The sequence below is a fragment of the Vibrio gazogenes genome (assembly GCF_023920225.1).
Taxonomy (GTDB): domain Bacteria; phylum Pseudomonadota; class Gammaproteobacteria; order Enterobacterales; family Vibrionaceae; genus Vibrio; species Vibrio gazogenes.
The window spans coordinates 2554124-2577503 of the sequence record NZ_CP092587.1 but is presented as its reverse complement, the minus strand read 5'-3'; the positions used below and the strand labels follow the sequence as shown (position 1 = coordinate 2577503).

Here is a 23380-nt window from a genome sequence, read left to right as displayed (position 1 = left end):
AGAATAACGATGGCGATAAAAAAGCTTATCCTGACAACAGTGCTTGTCAGCAGTATGTCTGTTTACGGTGCCGAGCGGTTTGTTGTTCAGGACATTCAAGTTGATGGATTGCAACGTGTTACGCTTGGTGCTGCATTATTGAAAATGCCTATTCGTGTCGGAGACACGGTTGGCTCTCAGGACATTGCCGATTTAATTAAGGCACTCTATTCATCCGGTAACTTCGAAAATATTCGGGTCTTTCGGGATAAGGGAACGCTAGTTGTTGAAGTCAAAGAGCGACCAACAATTTCTAGTGTCTCTTTCTCCGGTAACAAAGCCATTAAAGATGAACAGTTGACCGAAAACCTGAAAGCATCAGGTGTGCGGGTTGGCGAAGCGCTTGATCGGACTGCGCTGAGTAACATCGAAAAAGGTCTGGAAGATTTCTACTATAGTGTCGGAAAATACAATGCCACAGTAAAGGCGGTTGTCACACCGTTGCCGCGTAACCGGGCTGACCTCAAATTTGTGTTTACCGAAGGTGTTTCAGCCAAAATTCAGCAGATCAATTTTATTGGTAATCATGTGTTCAGTGATGAAGAGTTACTGGCACGATTTGATCTGAATGCCGATGTCTCATGGTGGAATTTCTTATCTTCAGATAAATATCAAAAGCAAATCCTTGCTGGTGATTTGGAAAAACTCAAGTCGTTTTATCTTGATCGCGGGTATCTGAAATTTCAGGTTGATTCGACTCAAGTTTCAATCTCTCCTGATAAGAAGGGTGTTTATATTACCCTGAACTTAAATGAAGGCCGACCTTATACCGTGAAAAAGGTATCCTTTAGAGGTAACCTTATCGGCAAAGAAAAAGAGTTCGAGACGCTGGTACCTTTTGAAAAAGGAGATATCTACAAAGGCTCTTCTGTGACAGCCATGGAAAGCAGTATCAAGAAAATCCTTGGTGAATCGGGCTATGCTTATCCGACGGTACGAACCATCCCTGAATTTGATGATGACAAGCAAGAAGTCTCTCTTGTGGTTCAAGTATCTCCCGGAAAGCGGATTTATGTTCGAGACATTCGTTTTGTCGGTAATACCGTCACTAAAGATGAAGTACTTCGCCGTGAAATGCGTCAGATGGAAGGTAGTTGGCTGAACTCTAAATCGATTGATGCCGGTAAAACACGTTTGAATCGTCTGGGATTTTTTGAAACGGTTGATGTACAGACCGTTCGGGTGCCCGGCAGTGATGATCAGGTCGATCTGGTCTATAACGTCAAAGAAGCCAATTCAGGTAGTGTCAATTTCGGTATCGGTTATGGTACCGAATCAGGTATGAGTTTTCAGGTCGGACTACAACAAGAAAACTTCCTGGGAACCGGAAACAGCGTTGGTATTACAACGACAATTAATGATTATCAGAAGAATGTCACTTTGAGCTATAACGATCCTTATTGGAATTTGGATGGCGTTAGCTTAGGAGGCAAGATTTTCTATAATGAATTTGAAGCGTCGGAAGCCGGGATTGTTGATTATACCAATGAGAGCTATGGCACCAGTCTGACATGGGGATTCCCTTACGATGAACTTAACCGTTTTGCGTTTGGTATCGGATATACACATAACATGATTGGCAATCTGTCTCCTTATTTACAGATTGAAAAGTTCTTGATGTCTCAGGGAATCGATGCAAATACGGGGTCAACTGTTAATTTTGTGACTGACGATTTTGATCTCGATTTTACTTGGACACGCAACAACCTCGATAAAGGTTATTTCCCGACGGAAGGAAATTATCAACGTGCTTCTTATAAGATCACGGTTCCGGGGTCTGATACTCAGTATTTCAAGGCTCAATATAATGTCAGACAATACTTCCCACTGACGAAACAGCACGATTTTACCTTGCTGCTCAGAGGAAGACTGGGTTACGGAAATGGTTATGGGAAAAGTGGTGATAATGATAACCTTTACCCATTTTATGAGAACTTTTATGCTGGTGGATTCTCCACTTTGCGAGGATTTAGTTCAAACTCGGCTGGCCCAAGAGCTGTCTTTAAAAGCTTTGCCGATAGCAACAACGGTACATTAACAGCAACGGATAAATCGGTTGGTGGTAATGCGATGATGCAAGCCAGTGCCGAGTTGATTGTGCCGACACCGTTTGTGTCAGAAGAGGCTCAGAATCAGGTACGGACCAGCGTTTTCTATGATATGGCGAGTGTTTGGGATACTGAATTTAATTATCATGATCGTGGTTCAGATTATGGTAACGCATACTATTATGATTATTCTGATCCGACGAAGTACCGCTCGTCGTATGGGGCTGCATTGCAGTGGATGTCTCCAATGGGGCCACTTGTGTTTGCAATTGCTAAGCCGATTAAGAAATATGAAGGAGATGATGAAGAATTCTTCTCCTTCACGATAGGTAAAACTTTCTAAAATGAGGATATTAATGGTGAGGAATCATATCAAAGCGATCAGTGTTGGTTTAGCTGTTTTGAGCATGTCATGTTTTAGTCTGGCAGCCGAAGCTGCGCAGAAAATTGGCTATATCAACACTGCCAAAGTGTTCCAACAGCTTCCTCAAAGAGAGGTTGTTCTGCAAAAAATGAAGCAGGAGTTTCAGGATAAAGCTGCTGAGTTACAAAGCATTCGGAATGAAGCCAAAAAGAAAGTTGAAAAACTAAAAAGAGACAGTTCATTAATGAGTGAAAGTGATGTCGAGAAACTTCGCATCGAAATTGGACAGCTTGATAGTAAGTTTAAAATTAAATCGCAAGCATTAGAACAAGCCTCTTCTAAGAGAGAAGCAGAAGAAAAGGGCAAACTACTGAAAATCATTCATGATGCGGTAGAAAAAATTGCTAAGAAAGAAGATTTTGATATGGTCATTGATACTCAGGTTATGCAATATGGTAAACCCGAATATGATCTATCAGACAAGGTTATTAAAGCGTTGAAATAATTATATGATGGTAAAACTGACATTAGCCGAGCTGGCAGATATCACCAATGGTGAAATAATTGGCGACCCAACCGTTACGGTGGAGGCCGTCGCCCCGATGAATACCGCAAAAGAGGGTGATATTACTTTCTTATCGAATCCGAAATATGCACAGCATTTAGGTGGCTGTCAGGCATCGGTAATCATGGTCAAGGCTTCTCATCAGTCGCAATGCCCAAAGAATGTATTGGTCGTGAGTGATCCATATGTTGCTTTTGCAAAAGTGGCCCAAGCTTTGGATACCACACCGCCACCTGCATCAGGTATTGCTGCATCTGCTGTCATTGCTGAAGATGTTGTTCTGGGAAGTAATGTCTCGATTGGCGCCAATTCCGTCATCGAATCCGGTGTCGTTTTGGGTGATAATGTTGTTATTGGTGCCGGCTGTTTTATTGGGCAATATGCAGAGATTGGTAACAATACCCGTCTATGGGCGAATGTTAGTATTTATCATCGGGTGGTGATCGGCTCTGATTGTCTGATTCAATCGGGTTCCGTTATCGGTTCTGATGGTTTTGGTTATGCCAACGAAAAAGGGGAATGGATTAAAATTCCTCAGTTGGGGACCGTCAGAATTGGTGATCGTGTTGAAATCGGTGCGTCTACGACAATTGATCGGGGAACACTCGATGATACGGTTATTGAAGGAAATGTTATCCTTGATAATCAGATGCAGATCGCACATAACGTGCACATCGGATATGGTACGGCAATGGCTGGTGGTACGATTATTGCCGGAAGTACAACGATAGGAAAATATTGTGTCGTTGGTGGTGCTTCAGTTATCAATGGGCATATTGAGATTGCAGACGGTGTCACGATTACCGGCATGGCGATGGTCATGCGGAGTCTGCCTGAGAAAGGTGTCTATTCTTCAGGGATTCCTCTTCAACCGAATAAAGAGTGGCGTAAAACGACAGCCCGGGTTCTTCGGATTGAAGATATGCATAAACGGTTGAAAGCCGTTGAACAACAGTTGGAGCAACAAGTGGAATCTTAATTCTGCGATGTATCCTGAGCCGAATTTGATTGAGCGGGGAAGGATATAGAGAAAGGCTCGCATCGTGTGAGCCTTTTTTGTTGGCAATACCCATTTTAGTTTTTATTGATTTATATAGGAATATGACTTTGACTACTGAAAATAAGACGATGAATATCACTGAGATTCAGACACTCCTTCCACATCGTTACCCATTTTTGCTGATTGATCGCGTGATGGATTATGAGGAAGGGAAATATTTAGTCGGCTTGAAAAATGTTTCATTCAATGAGCCTCAGTTCACCGGACATTTTCCTCAATTACCGGTGTTTCCGGGAGTCATGATTCTTGAAGCGATGGCTCAGGCGACCGGCTTACTTGCATTTAAAAGTTTTGGTGCGCCTAAAGAGAATGAGCTTTATTATTTTGCTAGTATTGATAATGCGAAGTTTCGCAAACCGGTTACTCCGGGAGATCAATTAATCGTTGAAGTGGAGTTCCTGAAAGATCGTCGGGGAATTGCACTATTCACCGGAGTGGCAAAAGTTGATGGTGAAGTCGTTTGTTCGGCGGAGCTAAAATGTGCTCGCAGAGAGTTTTAGTATGATTCATGAAACAGCTCAGATACACCCTACAGCAGTCATTGAAGATGGTGCTCTGATCGGTGCGAATGTAAAAATCGGTCCATTTTGTTATGTCGAAGGCAATGTGGAAATCGGTGATGGAACCGAGTTACTGTCCCATGTCGTTGTCAAAGGCACGACGAAAATCGGTCAGGATAATCGTATTTTTCAGTTCGCTTCAATAGGTGAAGATTGCCAGGATTTAAAATACAAAGGTGAAGAAACACAACTGGTGATTGGTGATCGCAACACGATTCGTGAGAGTGTCACAATGCACCGGGGAACTGTACAGGATCAGGGGATCACGCAAGTCGGAAGTGATAATCTGTTCATGATCAATGCGCATGTGGCACACGATTGTATCGTTGGTGATCGGTGTATTTTTGCTAATAATGCAACACTTGCCGGACATGTAAAAGTTGGTGATTACGCGATTGTGGGCGGGATGTGTGCGATTCACCAGTTTTGCCATATTGGTGAACATGTAATGTTGGGTGGTGGTTCAATTGTTGTTCAGGATGTGCCGCCTTATGTTACAGCTCAGGGAAACCACTGTTCTCCATTCGGTGTTAATATTGAAGGTTTGAAACGCCGCGGATTTGAAAAATCTGATATTCATGCAATTCGCCGTGCATATAAATTATTGTACCGCAGCGGTCTCAAGCTGGATGAAGCAAAAACGGAAATTGCAAAAGAAGCACAATTAAGTCCCGCTGTTCAGGTCTTTCTGGATTTTCTGGTTCAGTCTGTACGCGGTATTATCCGTTGATTGGTACACAATTAGCAAAAAGATCGCTTTGAATTGAGCGATCTTTTTTTATTGGTTCATCAATACAGTCTATTAGGGATTCAAAGTCGATAATGTTGGATAAAAGTAAGCCGCTCAAGGTTGGTATCGTGGTCGGTGAGTTATCAGGCGATACGCTGGGTGAAGGACTGATCAAAGCGATTCGAGAACAGTATCCTGATGCTCATTTTGTGGGGATTGCTGGCCCGAAAATGAAAGCATTAGGTTGTGAATCTCTATTTGATATGGAAGAACTTGCCGTCATGGGATTAGCCGAGGTCTTAGGACGGCTGCCTCGTCTTTTTAAGATTAAATCACACCTTGTTCGTTACTTTAAAGACGCTGACCTTGACGTTTTTATCGGGATTGATGCACCGGATTTCAATTTGCGTCTGGAGCGTAATTTGAAAGATGCCGGTATTACCACCGTTCATTATGTGAGTCCTTCTGTTTGGGCATGGCGCCAAAAGCGTATTTATAAAATTGCTCAGGCAACAAATTTGGTCTTGGCATTTCTTCCGTTTGAGAAAGCTTTCTATGATAGGTTTAACGTACCGTGTGAATTTATCGGCCATACATTAGCGGATGCGATTCCTCTGGCTTCGGATAAAAACGAAGCTCGGGCAACATTGGGGCTGGATCCTGAAAAACGTTGGTTAGCCGTACTGCCCGGTAGTCGGGGCAGCGAACTGAAAATGCTATGTCGCCCTTTTATTGAAACTTGTCGGAAACTTCGTCAGCGCTATCCCGATTTAGGATTTGTTGTGGCATTGGTGAACGATAAACGACGTGAACAATTTGAAGCGGTGTGGCAGGAAATTGCCCCTGAATTAGATTTTGTGCTGGTGAACGGTACGGCGAGAACCGTCATTACTGCTGCGGATGCTGTGCTGCTTGCTTCCGGGACCGTCGCGTTAGAATGTATGCTGGTGAATCGTCCTATGGTCGTCGGTTATCGATTTAATGCGGTGACGAATTTCTTAGCGAAGCGTTTGGTCAAAACCAAATATGTCTCGTTGCCGAATATCCTTGCCGATGAAGAGATCGTGAAAGAATTATTGTTGGATGAATGTACGGTGGAGAATTTATACCGAGAAGTCTGTGTTTTATTTGATGGTGATAATTCTTTGATGCAGCGTAAGTTCACAGAAATTCACCAGTTAATCCGCAAAGATGCAGACAAACAGGCAGCTAACTCAGTTTTAAACTTGATAGAGCGATTGTAAATGGCTAACGTCGAATTCCCTCCTTTTGAATACCCGCTCGGTTATCAGCGTTTTGCCGGTGTGGATGAAGTTGGTCGTGGGCCGCTCGTTGGCGATGTCGTGACAGCCGCAGTTATTTTAGATCCGGCCCGACCGATCTCGGGTTTAACCGACTCGAAGAAATTATCTGAAAAGAAACGATTGGCACTCTTTCCTGAAATTCAGGAAAAAGCAGTTGCGTGGGCGATTGGGCGTTGCTCTGCACAAGAAATCGATCAGATAAATATTTTACAGGCAACGATGGTCGCAATGCAGCGAGCTGTTCGTGCGCTGCCGGTTGCGGCTGAATTTGTTTTGGTCGATGGTAATCGGATTCCGTCCTTATCTGTTCCGGCAGCGGCTATTGTCAAAGGCGATCTGCGAGTGGCTGAAATTAGTGCCGCTTCGATTTTGGCGAAAGTCACCCGGGATCAGGAAATGATTCTGTTAGATCAGCAATATCCAAACTATGGATTTGCACAGCATAAAGGCTACCCCACCAAAGCGCATCTGGAAGCGATTGAACGTTATGGGGTGATTGATGTGCATCGCAGAAGTTTCAAGCCTGTACGACGTATTTTGGACTTAGATAGATAATCACGTACAATATTTGGTTATCGCGTTTTTACAGACGGATACGGTGGTTTTTTACCGTGTCTGAACAGGATATTTATCAACATGTCTGACCCTAAATTTATCCATCTCAGAATTCATAGTGATTTTTCTATGATTGATGGGCTGTCGAAAGTGCCTCCTTTAGTCAAGAAGGTTGCAGAGATGGGAATGCCGGCGATGGCGTTAACCGATTTTACCAACCTATGCGGGTTAGTGAAATTTTACAGTACGGCCCATAATTCTGGCGTGAAGCCGATTATCGGTGCTGATTTTTCAGTCCGTTCGCAAGCATTCGGTGATGATCTGACTCGTCTGACGTTGTTGGCAGCAAATAATACTGGCTACAAGAATCTGACGTGGCTCATCTCACAAGCCTATCTTCGTGGGCATATTCAGCATCAGCCAGTGATCGATCAGGAATGGTTGGCTGAACATTCGGAAGGTTTAATCGTTCTGTCTGGTGGTAAAAATGGTGATATCGGACAGGCTTTACTCAAAGGCAACCAGAAACTGGTTGAGCAGTATGTCGATTTTTATCAGACTCATTTCCCCGACCGTTTTTATCTTGAATTGCTCCGAACTGGGCGTCTTGACGAAGAAACCTACCTGCATTTTGCCATCGAACTGGCAGAACAATATGACTTACCGGTTGTGGCGACCAATGAAGTTGTCTTTTTAAGTCGGGATCTATTTGATGCGCATGAAATTCGAGTAGCGATTCATGATGGCTATACGCTCGAAGATCCTCGCAGACCCAAACATTATAGTGAACAGCAATATCTTCGTAGCGAAGATGAGATGTGTGAGCTGTTCAAAGACATCCCCGAAGCACTGGAAAATACCGTTGAAATCGCTAAACGCTGTAATGTGACGGTACGGTTAGGCGAGTATTTCTTACCGAACTTCCCCACGGAAGGGATGAATATTGATGACTTTTTAGTGAAAAAGTCACAGGAAGGGCTGGAAAAACGACTCGAATTCCTCTTTCCTGATCCACAAGTTAGAGAGCAGCAACGACCTGCCTATGATGAGCGTTTGCAGATTGAACTTGATGTGATCAACCAAATGGGCTTCCCCGGTTATTTCTTGATCGTCATGGAGTTTATCCAATGGTCGAAAGATAATGATATTCCGGTGGGACCCGGTCGGGGGTCTGGTGCCGGTTCTTTGGTGGCTTATGCTCTGAAAATTACCGATTTGGATCCGCTGGAATATGACCTGCTTTTCGAACGTTTTCTTAACCCGGAACGGGTCTCGATGCCCGACTTTGATGTCGATTTCTGTATGGATAAACGTGACCGGGTGATCGAACACGTTGCTGAGATGTACGGAAGAGATGCCGTTTCTCAGATCATTACTTTCGGTACCATGGCTGCAAAAGCGGTTATTCGTGATGTGGGACGGGTTTTAGGACATCCATTTGGATTCGTGGACCGAATTTCCAAACTGGTGCCGCCCGATCCGGGGATGACTCTGGAAAAAGCGTTTAAAGCTGAGCCGGCGCTGCAAGAACTCTATGATGTCGATGAAGAAGTCAAAGAGCTGATCGACAAGTGTCGCATTCTGGAAGGATGTACCCGAAATGCGGGTAAGCATGCGGGTGGGGTAGTGATCTCACCGACCACGATTACCGATTTTTCCCCTATTTATTGTGATCCGGAAGGTCACTATCCGGTGACTCAGTTCGATAAAAATGATGTCGAGACTGCGGGGCTGGTGAAGTTTGACTTTTTGGGGCTGCGTACACTGACGATTATCGACTGGGCGCTTGGTCTGATCAATCCACGGTTAGAAAAACGAGGAGAGCCACCGGTTCGTATCGAAGCGATTCCGCTTGTTGACCCCCAATCATTTCGGAATCTGCAAAACTCAGAAACAACCGCGGTGTTCCAGCTCGAATCACGCGGGATGAAAGATCTGATTAAACGACTTCAGCCGGACTGTTTCGAAGATATTATCGCATTGGTGGCGCTGTTCCGTCCCGGTCCTTTGCAGTCAGGAATGGTTGATAACTTTATTGACCGGAAGCATGGGCGTGAACCGCTCTCTTATCCTGATGAAAAATGGCAGCACGAATCGCTCAAAGAAATTCTTGAGCCAACGTATGGCATCATTCTTTATCAGGAACAGGTCATGCAAATCGCTCAGGTCCTGGCTGGCTATACTCTGGGTGGTGCAGATATGTTGCGCCGCGCAATGGGGAAAAAGAAGCCGGAGGAAATGGCGAAGCAGCGGGCGGTATTCGAGCAAGGTGCGATCAATAACGGTATTGATGGCGAACTTGCGATGAAAATCTTTGACTTGGTAGAGAAATTTGCCGGTTATGGGTTTAACAAGTCGCATTCAGCAGCGTATGCTCTTGTATCATATCAGACGTTATGGTTGAAAACGCACTATCCGGCGGAGTTTATGGCTGCAGTGATGACTGCGGATATGGACAATACCGAAAAAGTGGTCGGTTTGGTCGATGAATGTATTCGTATGAACCTAGCGGTGCTACCACCAGATATTAATTCGGGGCTTTATCGGTTTAATGTCGATGATCAGGGCGCTATCGTGTACGGTATCGGGGCGATAAAAGGTGTCGGTGAAGGCCCGATTGATGCTATTCTCGAAGCCCGTAACGCTGACGGACATTTTAAAGATTTGTTTGATTTCTGTGCACGTGTAGATCTCAAACGGGTGAATAAGCGTGTTATTGAGAAACTGATCTATGCCGGTGCGCTTGATCGTCTTGGACCACATCGCGCCGCAATGATGGCCTCTCTGGATGATGCGGTCAAAGCGGCCAGCCAGCATCGTCAGGCTGAATCATTTGGCCAAACAGATATGTTTGGTGTATTGACCGATGCACCGGAAGCGGTAGAACAACGGTATACCCAAGTGACACCATGGCCGGAAAAAGTCTGGCTTGAAGGTGAAAGAGATACGTTAGGACTGTATTTGACCGGACACCCTGTCAATGCGTATCTGAAGGAACTCACTCATTATACTGATTGTCGATTAAAGGATGTGACGCCAACGCGACGCGATCAATCATTAAAAGTGGCGGGATTGGTGATTGCCGCACGGGTGATGACGACGAAGCGAGGCTCGCGAATCGGGATATTAACATTGGATGATCGTTCCGGTCGGTTAGAAGCGATGTTGTTCTCTGATGCGCTGGAACAGTATGCAGAATTGCTGGAAAAAGATAAAATTCTGGTCCTAAATGGACAGGTCAGCTTTGATGACTTCAATGGTGGGCTTAAAATGACCGTCCGCGAAGTGATGGATTTAGATTCATCACGAGAAAAATATGCAAAGAGTCTGTCTTTATCAATCACTCAAACACAGATTGATGAACCATTTTTTGAGCGTTTCAGCCGTATTCTGGAACCTCACCGTTCCGGCAGTGTACCGATACATATTTATTATCAACGGGTTGATGCCAGAGCGAAATTGACCTTGGGTACAGAATGGCGAGTGACGCCGAACGATACATTGCTGGATGAACTGAAACAACTGCTTGGCCCCGGCCAAGTTGAACTCGAATTTAACTAAATTCAGCTGAAAATAAAGAAAGCTGAGTCAAAAAGGATCGGTAGATGAGCCTGAATTTTCTAGAATTTGAAAAACCAATTGCAGAACTTGAAGCGAAAATTGAAGCGTTGCGAGATGTCTCTCGTCATGGTGGGAGTACCTCAGTCGATCTCGATAAAGAGATTGAACAGCTAGAAAATAAAAGCATCGAGCTGAAGAAAAAAATCTTTAATGATTTAGGTGCGTGGCAAGTTGCTCAATTAGCTCGCCACCCTCAGCGTCCGTATACTTTGGACTACATCAAACATGTCTTTACTGATTTTGATGAACTGGCCGGTGATCGTGCTTATGCTGACGATAAAGCAATTGTTGGTGGCATGGCGCGTCTGGATGGTCAACCTGTGATGGTGATTGGTCATCAGAAAGGCCGTGAAACCCGAGAGAAGGTGAAGCGTAACTTTGGAATGCCAAAACCTGAAGGTTATCGTAAATCGCTGCGTTTGATGAAAATGGCGGAGCGTTTTAACCTGCCGATTATTACGTTTATCGATACGGCTGGTGCTTATCCCGGTGTCGGTGCTGAAGAGCGCGGGCAATCAGAAGCGATCGCGACCAATCTGAAAGTGATGTCCAGTTTAAAAGTGCCGGTTATTTGTAATGTGGTTGGTGAAGGGGGCTCCGGTGGCGCTTTAGCTATCGGTGTTGGTGATTATGTCAACATGTTGCAGTATTCAACTTATGCGGTTATCTCTCCTGAAGGCTGTGCTTCTATTTTGTGGCGTGATTCAGATAAAGCGCCTCAAGCGGCTGAAGCTATGGGACTCACTGCACCACGATTAAAAGAGCTGGGACTGATTGATGAGGTTATCGAAGAACCTTTGGGTGGGGCGCATAGCAATCCCCAGCAAATTGCACAACGAATGAAAGAGACGTTGCAACGACAGCTTCAGGAACTGGGTCAATTTGAGCAGGATGTTTTATTAGATCGCCGCTATCAGCGACTCATGAATTACGGTTATTGTTAAGCTCAATTGATGGTACGAATGCGCTTTGTTGTACCGAATATTTGATTACGATTGAAAGGGAGATCCGAATTGGATCTCCCTTTTGTTTACTCGTCGTTATCTTGAGGTCAATTCAGGTTTTCACCAGCAAAGGCCCAAGGTACACTGACATCCTCCAGCGATTTTTTGAAATGCGATTTTGATGCTTTATCACGATTTTTCTCGGTTTATGACCACCCATATTCAATCACCACAGGCTCGATGTGTTCTGGCATTGAGTGGTGGTATTGATTCGCGTGTCTTGCTCCACCTGTTGGCTCGTTATGTGCGGGACAATCAATGTCCGGCAATGGCGGTGCATGTCCATCACGGACTGAGCTCGTCTGCTGACCAGTGGGTTGAACGTTGCCGGCAGTGGTGTACAGAAGAAGCATTGCCTTTTCAGGTGGCATATATTCAGTTCGATACTCAAGGTAAAGGTTTGGAAGCGGCGGCTCGTCAAGCAAGATATCAGGCATTAGAGCGTTATATCGACAAAGGTGATCTGCTGCTGACCGGACAACATCGTGATGATCAACTGGAAACGTTTCTGTTGGCTCTCAAGCGAGGAAGTGGCCCGAAAGGCTTATCGGGGATGGCGGCATCAATGCCATTTCATCAAGGACGGTTAATTCGTCCGTTATTGCATTGCTCCAGAGCAGAGATTGAGGCGTATGCCAATACGCATCAATTAAGCTGGGTTGAAGATGAGAGTAATCAGGATATTCGCTTTGACCGGAATTTTATTCGCCATGAGGTGATGCCCTTGTTGGTGGCGCGCTGGCCTCATTTCCCGCAAGCAGTACAACGCAGTGCCGAGCTATGTGCCAGTCAAGAAGCCTTACTGGATGAGTTACTCCAAGAGCGCTTTCAAGCCGCGCTGCAGCCGGACAATCGTTTGTCGGTCCGTTGCTTATTAGATTGTGGAGACGCGGTGCGGGCACAGATATTACGGATGTGGTTCCATCAGTTTGAACATCAGATGCCGAGTCGGGTGCAGTTGGAACAGATCTGTCATCAGGTGTTGCTGGCTAAATCAGATGCCAATCCGTGTTGTCGTATCGGCAATCATGAAGTGCGTCGCTTTGACGGTTATCTCCATTATGTTCCTGTTTATGCGGATATCAGGGATTGGCAATGTCAGATAAAATTTAATCATCCGGTTGAACTTCCTGACGGGCTGGGCACACTAACATTAACCGATGGTACTTTATTAACCTTAACCTTAACCTTAACCTTAACCTTAACCGAAAGCACTCTATTGACTGAGCGCACGACGGAGAAACCAGTTGAATTCGGGCTGGATAAACGTTGTCTGTCTACGCCGCTTTGGGTGAGCTTTAATCCTGAAGGGCTGGTCGCATCTCCCGTTGGGCGAAAGGGGCGACACAAATTGAAGAAACTGTTTCAAGAATACCGAATTCCGAGTTGGCGACGGCGAAGAATGCCGATTTTAATCAGCGGGCAACAGGTGGTAGCCGTGGCGGGTTTGTTTGTTGATGAGCACTTTTCTGGTTCAGACTATGAGCTGATTTGGAGCACTGACACGTAAACACTGTCACATCACTGCCAAAACCAGAGTGACCGGAAGATGTGTCATTGATGAGGTCATGCGATTTGATGGTATTGCACAGGTCCCTGATTGTGCTAGTTTGAGGTTGATTCGGATGAATCGAATCTCAGGTGCAGGGCGAGGATGATGTCAAGAGTATATGATTAATCTATTCGTTTCATACTGGCGCGATGATTGCTTATCAGTTGAGGGATTGTTGAATGTTTTCTTCTGGTAATTGATAATGCCTGTAACCCATAAAGTTTAAAGGATGAACATGAAAAAGATAGAAGCTATTATTAAACCGTTCAAACTCGATGATGTTCGGGAAGCGCTTGCCGATGTCGGGATTACGGGGATGACTGTGTCAGAGGTCAAAGGATTTGGACGTCAGAAAGGTCACACTGAGTTATATCGCGGCGCTGAATATATGGTGGATTTTTTGCCGAAAGTGAAACTGGAAATTGTTGTATCCAGTGATGTTGTTGATAAATGTGTTGATGCCATTATTGAAACGGCACAAACCGGCAAAATTGGCGACGGCAAAATATTTATCGCCGATGTTGAGCGAGTGATTCGGATCCGCACAGGTGAAGAAGACGAAGACGCTATCTAACCGAATGAAAGCAAGGAGCCGATGGCTCCTTCTTTAGTTTATGAACGATGTCATCAACGACTGTTTTATTCCTGCCATTTTATTCTTTGATTATTTTCCGGAAAATACACCATGAAAAAAAGATTGGCGATCATCTTTGCTGTCTTACTATTCCTCTCTGGATTAGGCGCGACGATTGTTTTTCAAGTCCCTGACTCACCACAACTGATGGCATTAGTGCCTTCAACGTCATCCGCTCCGGCTGTTGATGGGCAATGTTATCAGAATCGTCACACGGCTGCTGCGATTGACGCTCAAGGGTCGTTGAATGTTTTGGTCTGGAATATCTATAAAGAGAACCGCTCCGATTGGGAGCCGGCACTGACTCAATATAGTCAACACAAACAATTGATCTTGCTTCAGGAATCTAGTTTTGGTTCGCCATTGTATCAATGGCTGATGCAACAAGATTTGTCGGCATTGCAGGTTCGGGCTTTCTCTGTTTTCAACAAGTCTGCTGGCGTGATGAATATTGCAAGGCGACTCCCTATTTCCGCTTGTGCTTATACTGCTGATGAGCCATTGATTCGTCTGCCTAAATCGGCTTTGGTTGCCTATTATCAGTTAAGTGAACCTCAGGCACAGACGCTGGCGGTGGTGAATGTCCATGCCATTAACTTTTCTCTTGGGATCGATGCATTTCAGGAGCAGTTGCAACAATTGACGCGAACGTTGGCCTCTCATCAAGGGCCGATCTTGTTTGCCGGTGATTTTAATAGCTGGAGTGATGCGAGGATTCAGCTGGTCAATCAGATGATGGCCTCATTATCGATGCAGGAAGTGAAATATACGCATGACCAGCGTAAACAGTTCCTTTCTCATCCGCTGGATCATGTCTTTTACCGAGGGCTGATTCTGAATCAGGCCAGTGTGATACAGACAACCGCATCGGATCATAATCCGATTGAGGTCTCTTTCTCTTTACCGCACTAGTGTATTTTCTTGAAGCGAGTGTTTGTTCTTATTCAATGAGAATCAATGAAAAGCGCTTTACCGGAGTGGTGGAATTTCCGGTAAAGCGATTGTTGTGCTTAAACGCTGACTTTGGTTACATCGACATATAACTTCAACTGCTGGCCGGGTTGGAGGTATTTTTTTCCCATCAGGCTATTCCACTTGATGATATCGGATGTTTTAATTCTGAATTTATTGGCAATGCCACTGAGGGTATCACCATTGCGAACCTTGTAAAATAAGGTCCGGATGATTGCGCCATCGCTGGCTTTTTTCCAGATCACCAGAGATTTGCCAATCTTGAGCGGATCTTTCGGGCTCATCCCATTCCATTTAGCCAGAGACCGATGGGAGACATGGTAGTGTTTGGCAATCGTCCATAAACTCTCTCCTGAGCGAACACGATGGGTCATCTTATATTGCCCTCTGACTCTGGACTGAATCTTCGCCAGTCGATTACTCATACTGAGTGTATAGGCTTTTTCGTCTTTGACTGAGGTTGGAATCATCAGATACTGTCCGACACGAATCAGCATTCCATCAAGATGATTCACTGTTTGAATGACTTTTGTGGTCGTATTGTATTTTTGAGCAATGGTACTCAACACATCACCGGACTTAACCTGATAACGGATCAGTTTCATTCCTTTTCCGTCATCGGCCTCGATGGCCTGTTCAAATACACTGACTTTATCAACAGGAATCAGTAAGTTATATGGACCATTCGGTGATGTCGCCCATTGATTGAACGCTGGATTATAGCTCTGCAGTTCTCTGACACTGATGCCGGCATACTTTGCTGCAACGGCAAGATCGAGCTGCTTCTGAGGATCGACGCGAGCCAGTACGGGTTGGTTTGTAATCGGTGGAAGTTCAATACCGTATTGTTGATGATGGGCAATGACATCGACCAATGCCAGCAGTTTAGGGACATAACTACTGGTCTCTTTGGGTAAATCTAATGAGAAAAAGTCGGTTGGCAGCCCTTTTCTTTTGTTTCTTCGAATCGCGGAGGAGACTCGGCCGCTGCCACTATTGTAGGCAGCAATGGCATGATTCCAATTGCCATTGAATTTCTTGTTCAGGTAGGAAAGGTAATCTAACGCTGCGTCGGTTGCTGCATCAACATCTCTCCGTCCGTCATACCAAAAGTTTTGTTTCAGACCATATATTTTCCCGGTTGAAGGCACAAACTGCCATAAGCCGGCGGCTCTGCCATAAGAGTAGGCAAAGGCGTCAAATGAGCTTTCGACGACGGGGAGCAGAGCGAGTTCAAGTGGGAGATGACGTTGTTCAATCTTTTCAGTGATCAGATAGAGAAATGGAGTTGCTCTTTGGGCGACGGTTTCTATATGTCCGGGATGTCTGAGATACCAAGCCCGATACCGTTTTACCGATGCTTGATCCGGCACTGACAGACGGAACTGCATAATAATACGTTGCCACAAGTCCGTTTGTTCCTGTGGTGTGGGTATTTTCTTCTGTTCTTTGACAGCCGTCTGGAACGTTGCAGGCGGCTTTGCGGCTGCGTTTTCTGAATGCTCAGGCGACTGTGTGTTGGTCGGATCGGAAGCATTCGTTTGTTCAAACGGTTGGGTGGTTTGACATCCGGTGACTAACAACATTAGCACCCAACTGATATGTATTCTCATAAATTAATAGCAGCCCTTTTTTCGCAGCCCGTAATGATACTTGTCTCAGGATAACGATGACAAGAGCGGAAGTGTTAAAATTCGTTTTTCCACTCACGTAATACTGTAAAAACAGAGAGTGGATCAAGGGCAGAGTTCCTATCTGAGACGGATTTAATAATTTCAGCCTGTTCCGGGCGTAGAAAAGGATTAATTTGTTTCTCTAGCCCTATGGTTGTTGGTAAGGTGGGCTGATGATGGGCGCGCAAGCGATTGACGGTATCGCGATATGCCTGTAAGGCTGGGTTTTCCGGCTCGACGGCTAATGCAAAGGCAATATTGCTGGCTGTATATTCATGGGCGCAGTAAACCTTGGTTTCTTCTGGCAAAGCTCTCAATTTCTGTAATGACTGCCACATCTCTTCCGCAGTCCCTTCAAACAGGCGGCCACATCCGGCAGAAAACAACGTGTCACCACAGAAAACTTCGGATTCACCCAAATAGCCAATATGTCCCAGTGTATGCCCTTTTAAATCGATGATATGAAATATATGGTCGAATACTTCAATCTGATCACCACCGGAGACGGGATGAGTGATACCGGGGATTGCTTCATTGGCCGGACCGACAACATGAATATGAGGATAGTGACGGACAAGTTCACTGATGCCACCTACATGATCGGCATGATGGTGTGTAATGAGGATTGCATCTAAAGTCAGATGATTGGATGTCAGGTAGTCAATGACAACGCCAGCATCACCGGGGTCAACAACGACACAGTGTTGATCTCTATTTTGGATGAGCCAGATGTAATTATCGCGAAATGCAGGTATGCTTTTGATGTTTAACATGAGTTATCTCCATTCACCTTCTTTTTATTGAGCTTATTGTAGCGGGGCAGTCATGGAACCGGCACGCAGTGAAAAAAAAATCGATAAGCCACACTCTTGGAACCAGTTGAAGAATGGTCAATGGGTCAGTGAGTCGATCCAAACCCGGTTAGATGAGTGGTGGCCGAAATTATTTGGTTATCATATGCTGAAATTGGGCGGTTTAAGTTGTGAGCTTGCCAGTAGTCTTTCAAATATTCAACATCAAGTCCATTTGGATATAGAAAACCCATTACATACACTCATTGCAGATGAGTATGACTTACCTTTTCTGGAAAAAAGTATTGATGTGGTGATTTTGGCGCATCAGCTCGATTATTGTAACGATCCGCACCGCATGCTCAGAGAAGTTGATCGGGTGATGGTTGATGACGGTTATCTGATTGTGACCGGATTTAATCCGATGAGTCTGACCGGATGTGCGAGTATCTTACCGTGGCGCAAGAAATATTTGCCGTGGAGCGGGCGGATGTTCACGCCCAGCCGTATCAGTGACTGGCTGGGCGTTTTGAACTATCAAGTGCTTGAATGCGAACGGTATGCGTTGTTTCCGGTTCAGAATTACCGTCCACTCTGGACTTGGCTGGAAAATAATATCAGTGATAGCTGTCGTACTTTCGGTAGCCTGTACTTTATCGTTGCCAGAAAAAGAACCTATCCGTTGAAGCTGATTAAACCGCACTGGCGTTTCAAACGCCCGCTCAGCCCGGTTCGGATCAATTACCGTACCCATTCTGAGTGAGCGGTTACGGTTGATATCCCTCATCATCAGCGGTTGGTGACTCAGCCGCTGTACGAGCCAGTTCATCGCAAATTTCATTTTCCCGGTGACCGGCATGGCCTTTGACCCAACGCCATTCAACGCTATGTCGCTGAGTTTCTTTGTCCAGTGCTTGCCATAGGTCTGCATTTTTAACGGGTTTTTTATCTGCGGTTCTCCAGCCTTTCTTCTTCCAGTTATGAATCCACTGGGTAATCCCTTGTCGGACGTACTGACTGTCTGTTGTCAAAATGACTTGGCAGGGTTCTTTGAGACTTTTCAGTGCGACAACTGCCGCCATCATTTCCATCCGATTATTTGTGGTTAACCGAAAGCCTTGAGACAGATTTTTTTCAGTGCTTTTATAACGCAGAACAATGCCATATCCACCCGGTCCCGGATTGCCGAGACAAGAACCATCTGTGAAAATTTCCACCTGTTTCGCCATGATTTGATACTATAAGCCACAGTGATTGAATCAATATAGTCTGACACAGTTATCCCAATGAATACTAGCAACAATTCTGAAATACATCGTATCGTGGTTCTCGATACGGAAACCACAGGTATGAACCAAGATGGTGGTCCACACTATGAGGGACATCGAATCGTTGAGATCGGTGCGGTTGAAATCATCAATCGTAAACTGACCGGCAGACATTTTCATGTTTATCTCAAACCGGATCGCCAAATACAGCCAGAAGCAATTGAAGTTCACGGCATTACCGATGAATTTCTCGTCGATAAACCGGAATACAAAGATGTCCATTCGGCTTTTTTGGAATTTATTCGCGGGGCTGAACTGGTCGCTCACAACGCACCGTTTGACGTCGGCTTCATGGATTATGAATTTGCTAAGCTCAATGCCGACATCGGTAAAACAGAACAGTACTGTAAGGTGACCGATACGTTGGCAATGGCCAAACGGATTTTCCCCGGTAAGCGGAACAATCTGGATGTGTTGTGTGAACGTTATGGGATCGATAATTCACATCGAACATTGCACGGGGCTTTGCTCGATGCGGAGATTCTTGCTGACGTTTATCTGTTCATGACCGGTGGGCAGACCTCATTGCAGTTTTCGGCAGGACAAAGCTCCGGAGATGGCAGTGAAGCCATTCGCAGAGTTGCCACCGGGCGAAAATCACTAAAGGTTTTAAGCGCAACTGCCGATGAAATACAAGCACATCAAGATCGTTTAGATTTAGTTGAAAAAAATGGCAGCTGTCTTTGGCGTCAGTAGGAGAGTGAATATATATGTTGCGGGTGTTAACGATCTTTATCGGGCTATGGGTATCGCTGGGAAGTTATGCTGCAACAAATTCTCCGGTGTCTTTGTTGGATAATCGCGTTCGGGTGGATCCGACAATCAGTCAGATTACTTTCGTCATCTACCGTGAGAAACCTTCGAAACCTGTGGTGTTAGTTCGCCCAGATGGCACTAAATACTATTCATGGCAGCATCCTGAAAATGTCCGTTGGTATCAAGAACCCTCAATGGATATTATCTCGATTGATAAGCCCATGCCCGGTCCTTGGCAAGCGGTAGGGAAAGTGACACCCAAAAATAATATCAGACTCATCTCTAATCTGGCGTTGACCACCGATAAGCTCCCGTTACGGTTATATCAGGGCGAAGATATTAAGTTTACCGCCAGACTGACTTCCGATGATAAGCCGTTAACGATCCGTGATTTTTTGGATCGCGTGAAACTGAAAGTGACCTTTACCAAATATATCGAGAATGAAGAACAACTGGTCAAAGAAGCGCGCCCGAAACCTGATGTGATCGGTGAGTTTTCCGATGATGGTCGGGGGCTCGATGAGAAACCCGGCGATGGTGTATTTACCGTCAAACTGAACATTTTTTCTGAGCCGGGAAGATACCGGGCACGGATTACCTCGGGGAATGGCGTCTTTTTACGCGCGCAGGAACAAGAAGTGCTGGTTTATCCATCACCGATTACCACGTCTTTTATTCAGTCCCGAGCTGATGATCAGCCTCATCAAGTGGTGTTTTCCGGGCTAGAAGGTACGATCAAACCAGGGTCGCTGGTGGCTCATGTCGATCACTGGGATCGGTATGACAACCATTTTACTGCCGAAGGGCAATCCGGTAGGGAATCGCTGACCGTTAAACTGGCGATTCCTAACGATGGTGAAGTGGGTAACTTTAAATGGAATGGCCGAGTCTATGCGACGGAAGCCAACTCTCAACGGCCGCTTGTCTTCCCAATCCCTGTACATACATATAGTGTTGTGGAAGATGTGAATATCGAGCAGACGCGTCTCATGCAAGAGAAAGCCCTTGCAGAGAAAGTTAAGCAGGAACAGCAGGAAGAGATACTGCAACAGCGGGAGTCTGCAAGACAGTGGAAACTGATTTACATTGCGCTAGGGAATATTGGTGCTTTGATTTTGGGACTCATCATCTGGATGGTCGTCCGCAAGATAAAAGCGAGAAAATCTGGAGTATCACTACAGCTCGATATGCCGAAAAAATAAGCGTGATGTCCCGAGTGATTTGTGGAACGCTGTCAATATAAAAGAATGCCAGTCAGTGGTGCTGACTGGCATTCTTTTATATTGACATGCTTATTTATGGACACCGCTTTTTCTTGTATCCCTGACCTTAGGATTCTTGTACCGAACTGGTAGTTTTACGATTGCTGCGCTTTGTTTTTCCCTGTTTCGGACGGTCAGACGATCCGGCTGCTAACGTTTCCGGTGCAAAGTCATCGACATTAATTACATAGAGGCGTTCTTGTTCTGCCTTGATCAGTAGATTCGATTCATCACTTGAAATCAGCTGTTCATCCAGTGCTGTTTTCGCCAGTTGATCCAAATTGGTAAATGGGTAATGTTTATTTTTCAGCTGACAGATCTTATCAAAAATCGGTTCTGCCTGAATGATCGTATCCAATGCCTGATGAATCCGACCTGCTGGGTTATGTTCGCTTGCATACCAGTACTGATAACGACCCAGACGGTTTCTGGATGCGGTGTTAGATTGCAGTAGTTTCGCAACTCGGTGATCCAGTTTATCACCGGGGCCGTGACAAACTCGTCCATAAGGCATGAGGATCCGTTTGAGCAGATAACCCAAGACTGGGGACGGGTAGTTGTCGAGCAATTCTGACAATGCCACCTCCATCTGTTTCAGACTATCCTCCAGAGCCCAACGCACCAAGTCCAAATCTTCAGTGTGACGGCCATCATCGTCATAGCGTTTCAATGTTGCTGAAGACAAATACAATTGACTCAGCAAATCTCCCAAACGGGCTGATACACGTTCTTTGCGTTTGAGGCTACCGCCGAGTGTTAGCATAGTTAGGTCGGCCATGAGTGCGAGATTGGCACTGTAACGGTTGAGTCTTTGGTAGTAACGTTTGGTTTCGTCATGATGCGGTGCTGCGGACCCGAGCCCATTGGTGAGACCAAGCCAAAAACTGCGCGCCGCATTACTCACGGTGTAAGCAATATGTGCGCTGAGTGTCCGGTCGAATTGCGCCATTGCGTTGTCACTTTGAGAATGGGCCAGTTCCATTTCTTTGAGTATATAAGGGTGACAGCGAATTGCGCCTTGGCCAAAGATTATCATTGAACGAGTCAGAATATTCGCACCTTCAACCGTAATTGCGATGGGGGCACCCTGATAGTTTTTGGCAAGGAAATTCGACGGACCAAGGCAGATCCCTTTCCCGCCGGTGATATCCATGGCATCTTTGAGGCACTGTTGAGCCCGGTGGGTACAGTGGTATTTGACGATTGCTGAAATAACGGAGGGTTTTTCGCCGTTCATGATACCCGTCACGGTGAGCTGACAGGCAGCATCCATGAGGTAGGCGTTCCCGCCTATGCGTGCTAGTGGCTCCTCAATCCCTTCCATTTTCCCTATTGGTTGCTTGAACTGACGGCGGATTCTCGCATAGGCGCCGGTTGTCACTGCGGTCGTTTTGGTGACACCGGTTGAGTTCGATGGCAGGGTGATACCGCGGCCAACCGACAGGCATTCAACCAGCATTCGCCATCCGTTACCGGCCATACCGGGTCCACCGATGATGAAGTCGAGCGGGACAAAAACGTCTTTTCCTTGAGTCGGGCCATTTTGAAACGGAATATTCAGTGGGAAGTGACGACGACCGATCTCGACACCGGCCATATCGGTTGGAATTAACGCACAGGTGATGCCGATATTTTCTTCTTCACCGAGTAAATGATCCGGGTCTTGTAATTTAAATGCTAACCCTAATACGGTTGCTACGGGGGCTAGTGTGATATAGCGTTTATTCCAAGTCAGACGCATCCCGATGACTTCTTTTCCTTCCCATGTTCCTTTACAAACCACACCAAAATCAGGAATCGAACCGGCATCGGAACCCGCTTCAGGGCTGGTGAGGGCAAAACAGGGAATCTCCTGACCCGTTGCCAGCCGAGGCAGATAATAGTCTTTTTGATCTTCGGTGCCGTAATGTTGCAATAATTCTCCGGGACCTAAGGAGTTTGGCACACCGACCGTGATGGCGAGAATACCAGAGACACCTGCCAGTTTTTGCAGCACCAGTGATTGTGTGTAGGCCGAAAATTCCAAGCCGCCATATTGTTTTTTGATAATCATGGCAAAGAATTTCTGCGCTTTGAGATATTCCCAGATTTCAGGCGGTAAGTCTGCCAGCTCATGAGTGACCTGATAATCATTGACCATTTCACAGACCTGATTCACTGGGCCGTCTAAAAATGCGCGTTCTTCTTCGGTCAGATGGGGTGTTTGATAACGATGTAGTTGTTGCCAGTCGGGTTTGCCGCGAAATAGTTCGGCTTCCCACCAAACGGTTCCTGCATCTAAGGCCTCTTTCTCAGTTTTGGACATTTGTGGGAGTTGGCGTTTAAAGAGACTGAAAATTTGGGAGGTCACTAGATTCTGCCGAATCGATGGGACAGTCACGCAGGCAAGGACCAGTGCGTAAATGACCCAGAATGTGAAACCGACTTGGCCAAGCAGCGTTAACACAATGAGTGATGCAGTAAGCATTCCTGTTCCCAATGCCATCGAGAGACGATGATAGGCGCAGATTCCCCATACCGCGAGTAATACGACGATCGAGAGCAAAATACTCATATTTCTTT

Annotated in this window: 19 protein-coding genes; 15 read left to right on the top strand and 4 right to left on the bottom strand. The window is 45.7% G+C overall.

Going from position 1 to position 23380, the window contains the following annotated elements; translation table 11 throughout:
• Positions 1 to 9: 9 nt before the first annotated feature.
• From bamA to MKS89_RS11445, 12 genes are all read left to right on the top strand, one after another.
• Complete coding sequence (gene bamA, locus MKS89_RS11500; RefSeq protein ID WP_072956280.1) at positions 10 to 2430, top strand: outer membrane protein assembly factor BamA; 2421 nt, start codon at positions 10 to 12, stop codon at positions 2428 to 2430.
• Positions 2431 to 2446: 16 nt separating this feature from the next.
• Positions 2447 to 2956, top strand: a complete 510-nt coding sequence (locus MKS89_RS11495) for an OmpH/Skp family outer membrane protein (protein ID WP_072956471.1) — start codon at positions 2447 to 2449, stop codon at positions 2954 to 2956.
• A 7-nt stretch (positions 2957 to 2963) separates the two neighbouring features.
• Positions 2964 to 3995: a UDP-3-O-(3-hydroxymyristoyl)glucosamine N-acyltransferase gene (gene lpxD, locus MKS89_RS11490; protein ID WP_072956474.1), complete on the top strand. Its 1032-nt coding sequence runs from the start codon at positions 2964 to 2966 to the stop codon at positions 3993 to 3995.
• Between the two features lie 149 nt (positions 3996 to 4144).
• Entirely contained in the window at positions 4145 to 4576 is a 432-nt protein-coding gene (gene fabZ / locus MKS89_RS11485) for a 3-hydroxyacyl-ACP dehydratase FabZ (protein WP_205409182.1), read from the top strand.
• 1 nt (position 4577) lies between these two features.
• Complete coding sequence (gene lpxA / locus MKS89_RS11480; RefSeq protein WP_072956286.1) at positions 4578 to 5366, top strand: acyl-ACP--UDP-N-acetylglucosamine O-acyltransferase; 789 nt, start codon at positions 4578 to 4580, stop codon at positions 5364 to 5366.
• Positions 5367 to 5458: 92 nt separating this feature from the next.
• Positions 5459 to 6610 carry a lipid-A-disaccharide synthase gene (gene lpxB, locus MKS89_RS11475; protein ID WP_072956289.1) on the top strand — a complete coding sequence of 384 codons (1152 nt, stop codon included), beginning with the start codon at positions 5459 to 5461 and terminating at the stop codon, positions 6608 to 6610.
• Positions 6611 to 7225 carry a ribonuclease HII gene (gene rnhB, locus MKS89_RS11470; RefSeq protein ID WP_072956291.1) on the top strand — a complete coding sequence of 205 codons (615 nt, stop codon included), beginning with the start codon at positions 6611 to 6613 and terminating at the stop codon, positions 7223 to 7225.
• 81 nt (positions 7226 to 7306) lie between these two features.
• The gene (gene dnaE / locus MKS89_RS11465) at positions 7307 to 10786 is read left to right on the top strand and encodes a DNA polymerase III subunit alpha (protein ID WP_072956294.1); all 3480 of its coding nucleotides are present in this window, start codon (positions 7307 to 7309) and stop codon (positions 10784 to 10786) included.
• A 44-nt stretch (positions 10787 to 10830) separates the two neighbouring features.
• Positions 10831 to 11790 (top strand): acetyl-CoA carboxylase carboxyl transferase subunit alpha, encoded by a 960-nt coding sequence (accA, locus tag MKS89_RS11460; protein WP_072956296.1) that lies wholly within the window; start codon positions 10831 to 10833, stop codon positions 11788 to 11790.
• A 181-nt stretch (positions 11791 to 11971) separates the two neighbouring features.
• Positions 11972 to 13360 (top strand): tRNA lysidine(34) synthetase TilS, encoded by a 1389-nt coding sequence (tilS, locus tag MKS89_RS11455; RefSeq protein WP_077316512.1) that lies wholly within the window; start codon positions 11972 to 11974, stop codon positions 13358 to 13360.
• Positions 13361 to 13637: 277 nt separating this feature from the next.
• Positions 13638 to 13976, top strand: a complete 339-nt coding sequence (gene glnB / locus MKS89_RS11450; RefSeq protein ID WP_072956299.1) for a nitrogen regulatory protein P-II — start codon at positions 13638 to 13640, stop codon at positions 13974 to 13976.
• 111 nt (positions 13977 to 14087) lie between these two features.
• Positions 14088 to 14948, top strand: a complete 861-nt coding sequence (locus MKS89_RS11445; RefSeq protein WP_072956302.1) for an endonuclease/exonuclease/phosphatase family protein — start codon at positions 14088 to 14090, stop codon at positions 14946 to 14948.
• 98 nt (positions 14949 to 15046) lie between these two features.
• On the opposite strand, the gene MKS89_RS11440 is transcribed toward MKS89_RS11445, so the two are convergent.
• Together MKS89_RS11440 and gloB are read right to left on the bottom strand one after the other, a co-directional pair.
• Positions 15047 to 16621 carry a lytic transglycosylase gene (locus MKS89_RS11440; RefSeq protein ID WP_072956305.1) on the bottom strand — a complete coding sequence of 525 codons (1575 nt, stop codon included), beginning with the start codon at positions 16619 to 16621 and terminating at the stop codon, positions 15047 to 15049.
• 74 nt (positions 16622 to 16695) lie between these two features.
• Positions 16696 to 17454, bottom strand: coding sequence for a hydroxyacylglutathione hydrolase (gene gloB / locus MKS89_RS11435; protein WP_072956307.1), 759 nt, complete (start codon positions 17452 to 17454; stop codon positions 16696 to 16698).
• Positions 17455 to 17506: 52 nt separating this feature from the next.
• Here gloB and MKS89_RS11430 point away from each other — a divergent pair, with 52 nt between their 5' ends.
• Complete coding sequence (locus tag MKS89_RS11430; protein WP_072956310.1) at positions 17507 to 18235, top strand: methyltransferase domain-containing protein; 729 nt, start codon at positions 17507 to 17509, stop codon at positions 18233 to 18235.
• A gap of 4 nt (positions 18236 to 18239) precedes the next feature.
• Here the strand turns inward: MKS89_RS11430 and rnhA are convergent, their stop codons facing one another.
• Complete coding sequence (rnhA, locus tag MKS89_RS11425; protein WP_072956312.1) at positions 18240 to 18701, bottom strand: ribonuclease HI; 462 nt, start codon at positions 18699 to 18701, stop codon at positions 18240 to 18242.
• Between the two features lie 57 nt (positions 18702 to 18758).
• Between rnhA and dnaQ the strand changes: the two genes are divergently transcribed.
• A complete protein-coding gene (gene dnaQ / locus MKS89_RS11420; protein WP_072956315.1) occupies positions 18759 to 19496 on the top strand; it encodes a DNA polymerase III subunit epsilon in 738 nt (245 codons plus the stop codon).
• Positions 19497 to 19510: 14 nt separating this feature from the next.
• Positions 19511 to 20758 carry a TIGR03503 family protein gene (locus MKS89_RS11415; protein ID WP_072956318.1) on the top strand — a complete coding sequence of 416 codons (1248 nt, stop codon included), beginning with the start codon at positions 19511 to 19513 and terminating at the stop codon, positions 20756 to 20758.
• A gap of 127 nt (positions 20759 to 20885) precedes the next feature.
• Here MKS89_RS11415 and fadE read toward each other — a convergent pair whose 3' ends face one another.
• The gene (gene fadE, locus MKS89_RS11410) at positions 20886 to 23372 is read right to left on the bottom strand and encodes an acyl-CoA dehydrogenase FadE (RefSeq protein WP_072956320.1); all 2487 of its coding nucleotides are present in this window, start codon (positions 23370 to 23372) and stop codon (positions 20886 to 20888) included.
• Positions 23373 to 23380: the final 8 nt, after the last annotated feature.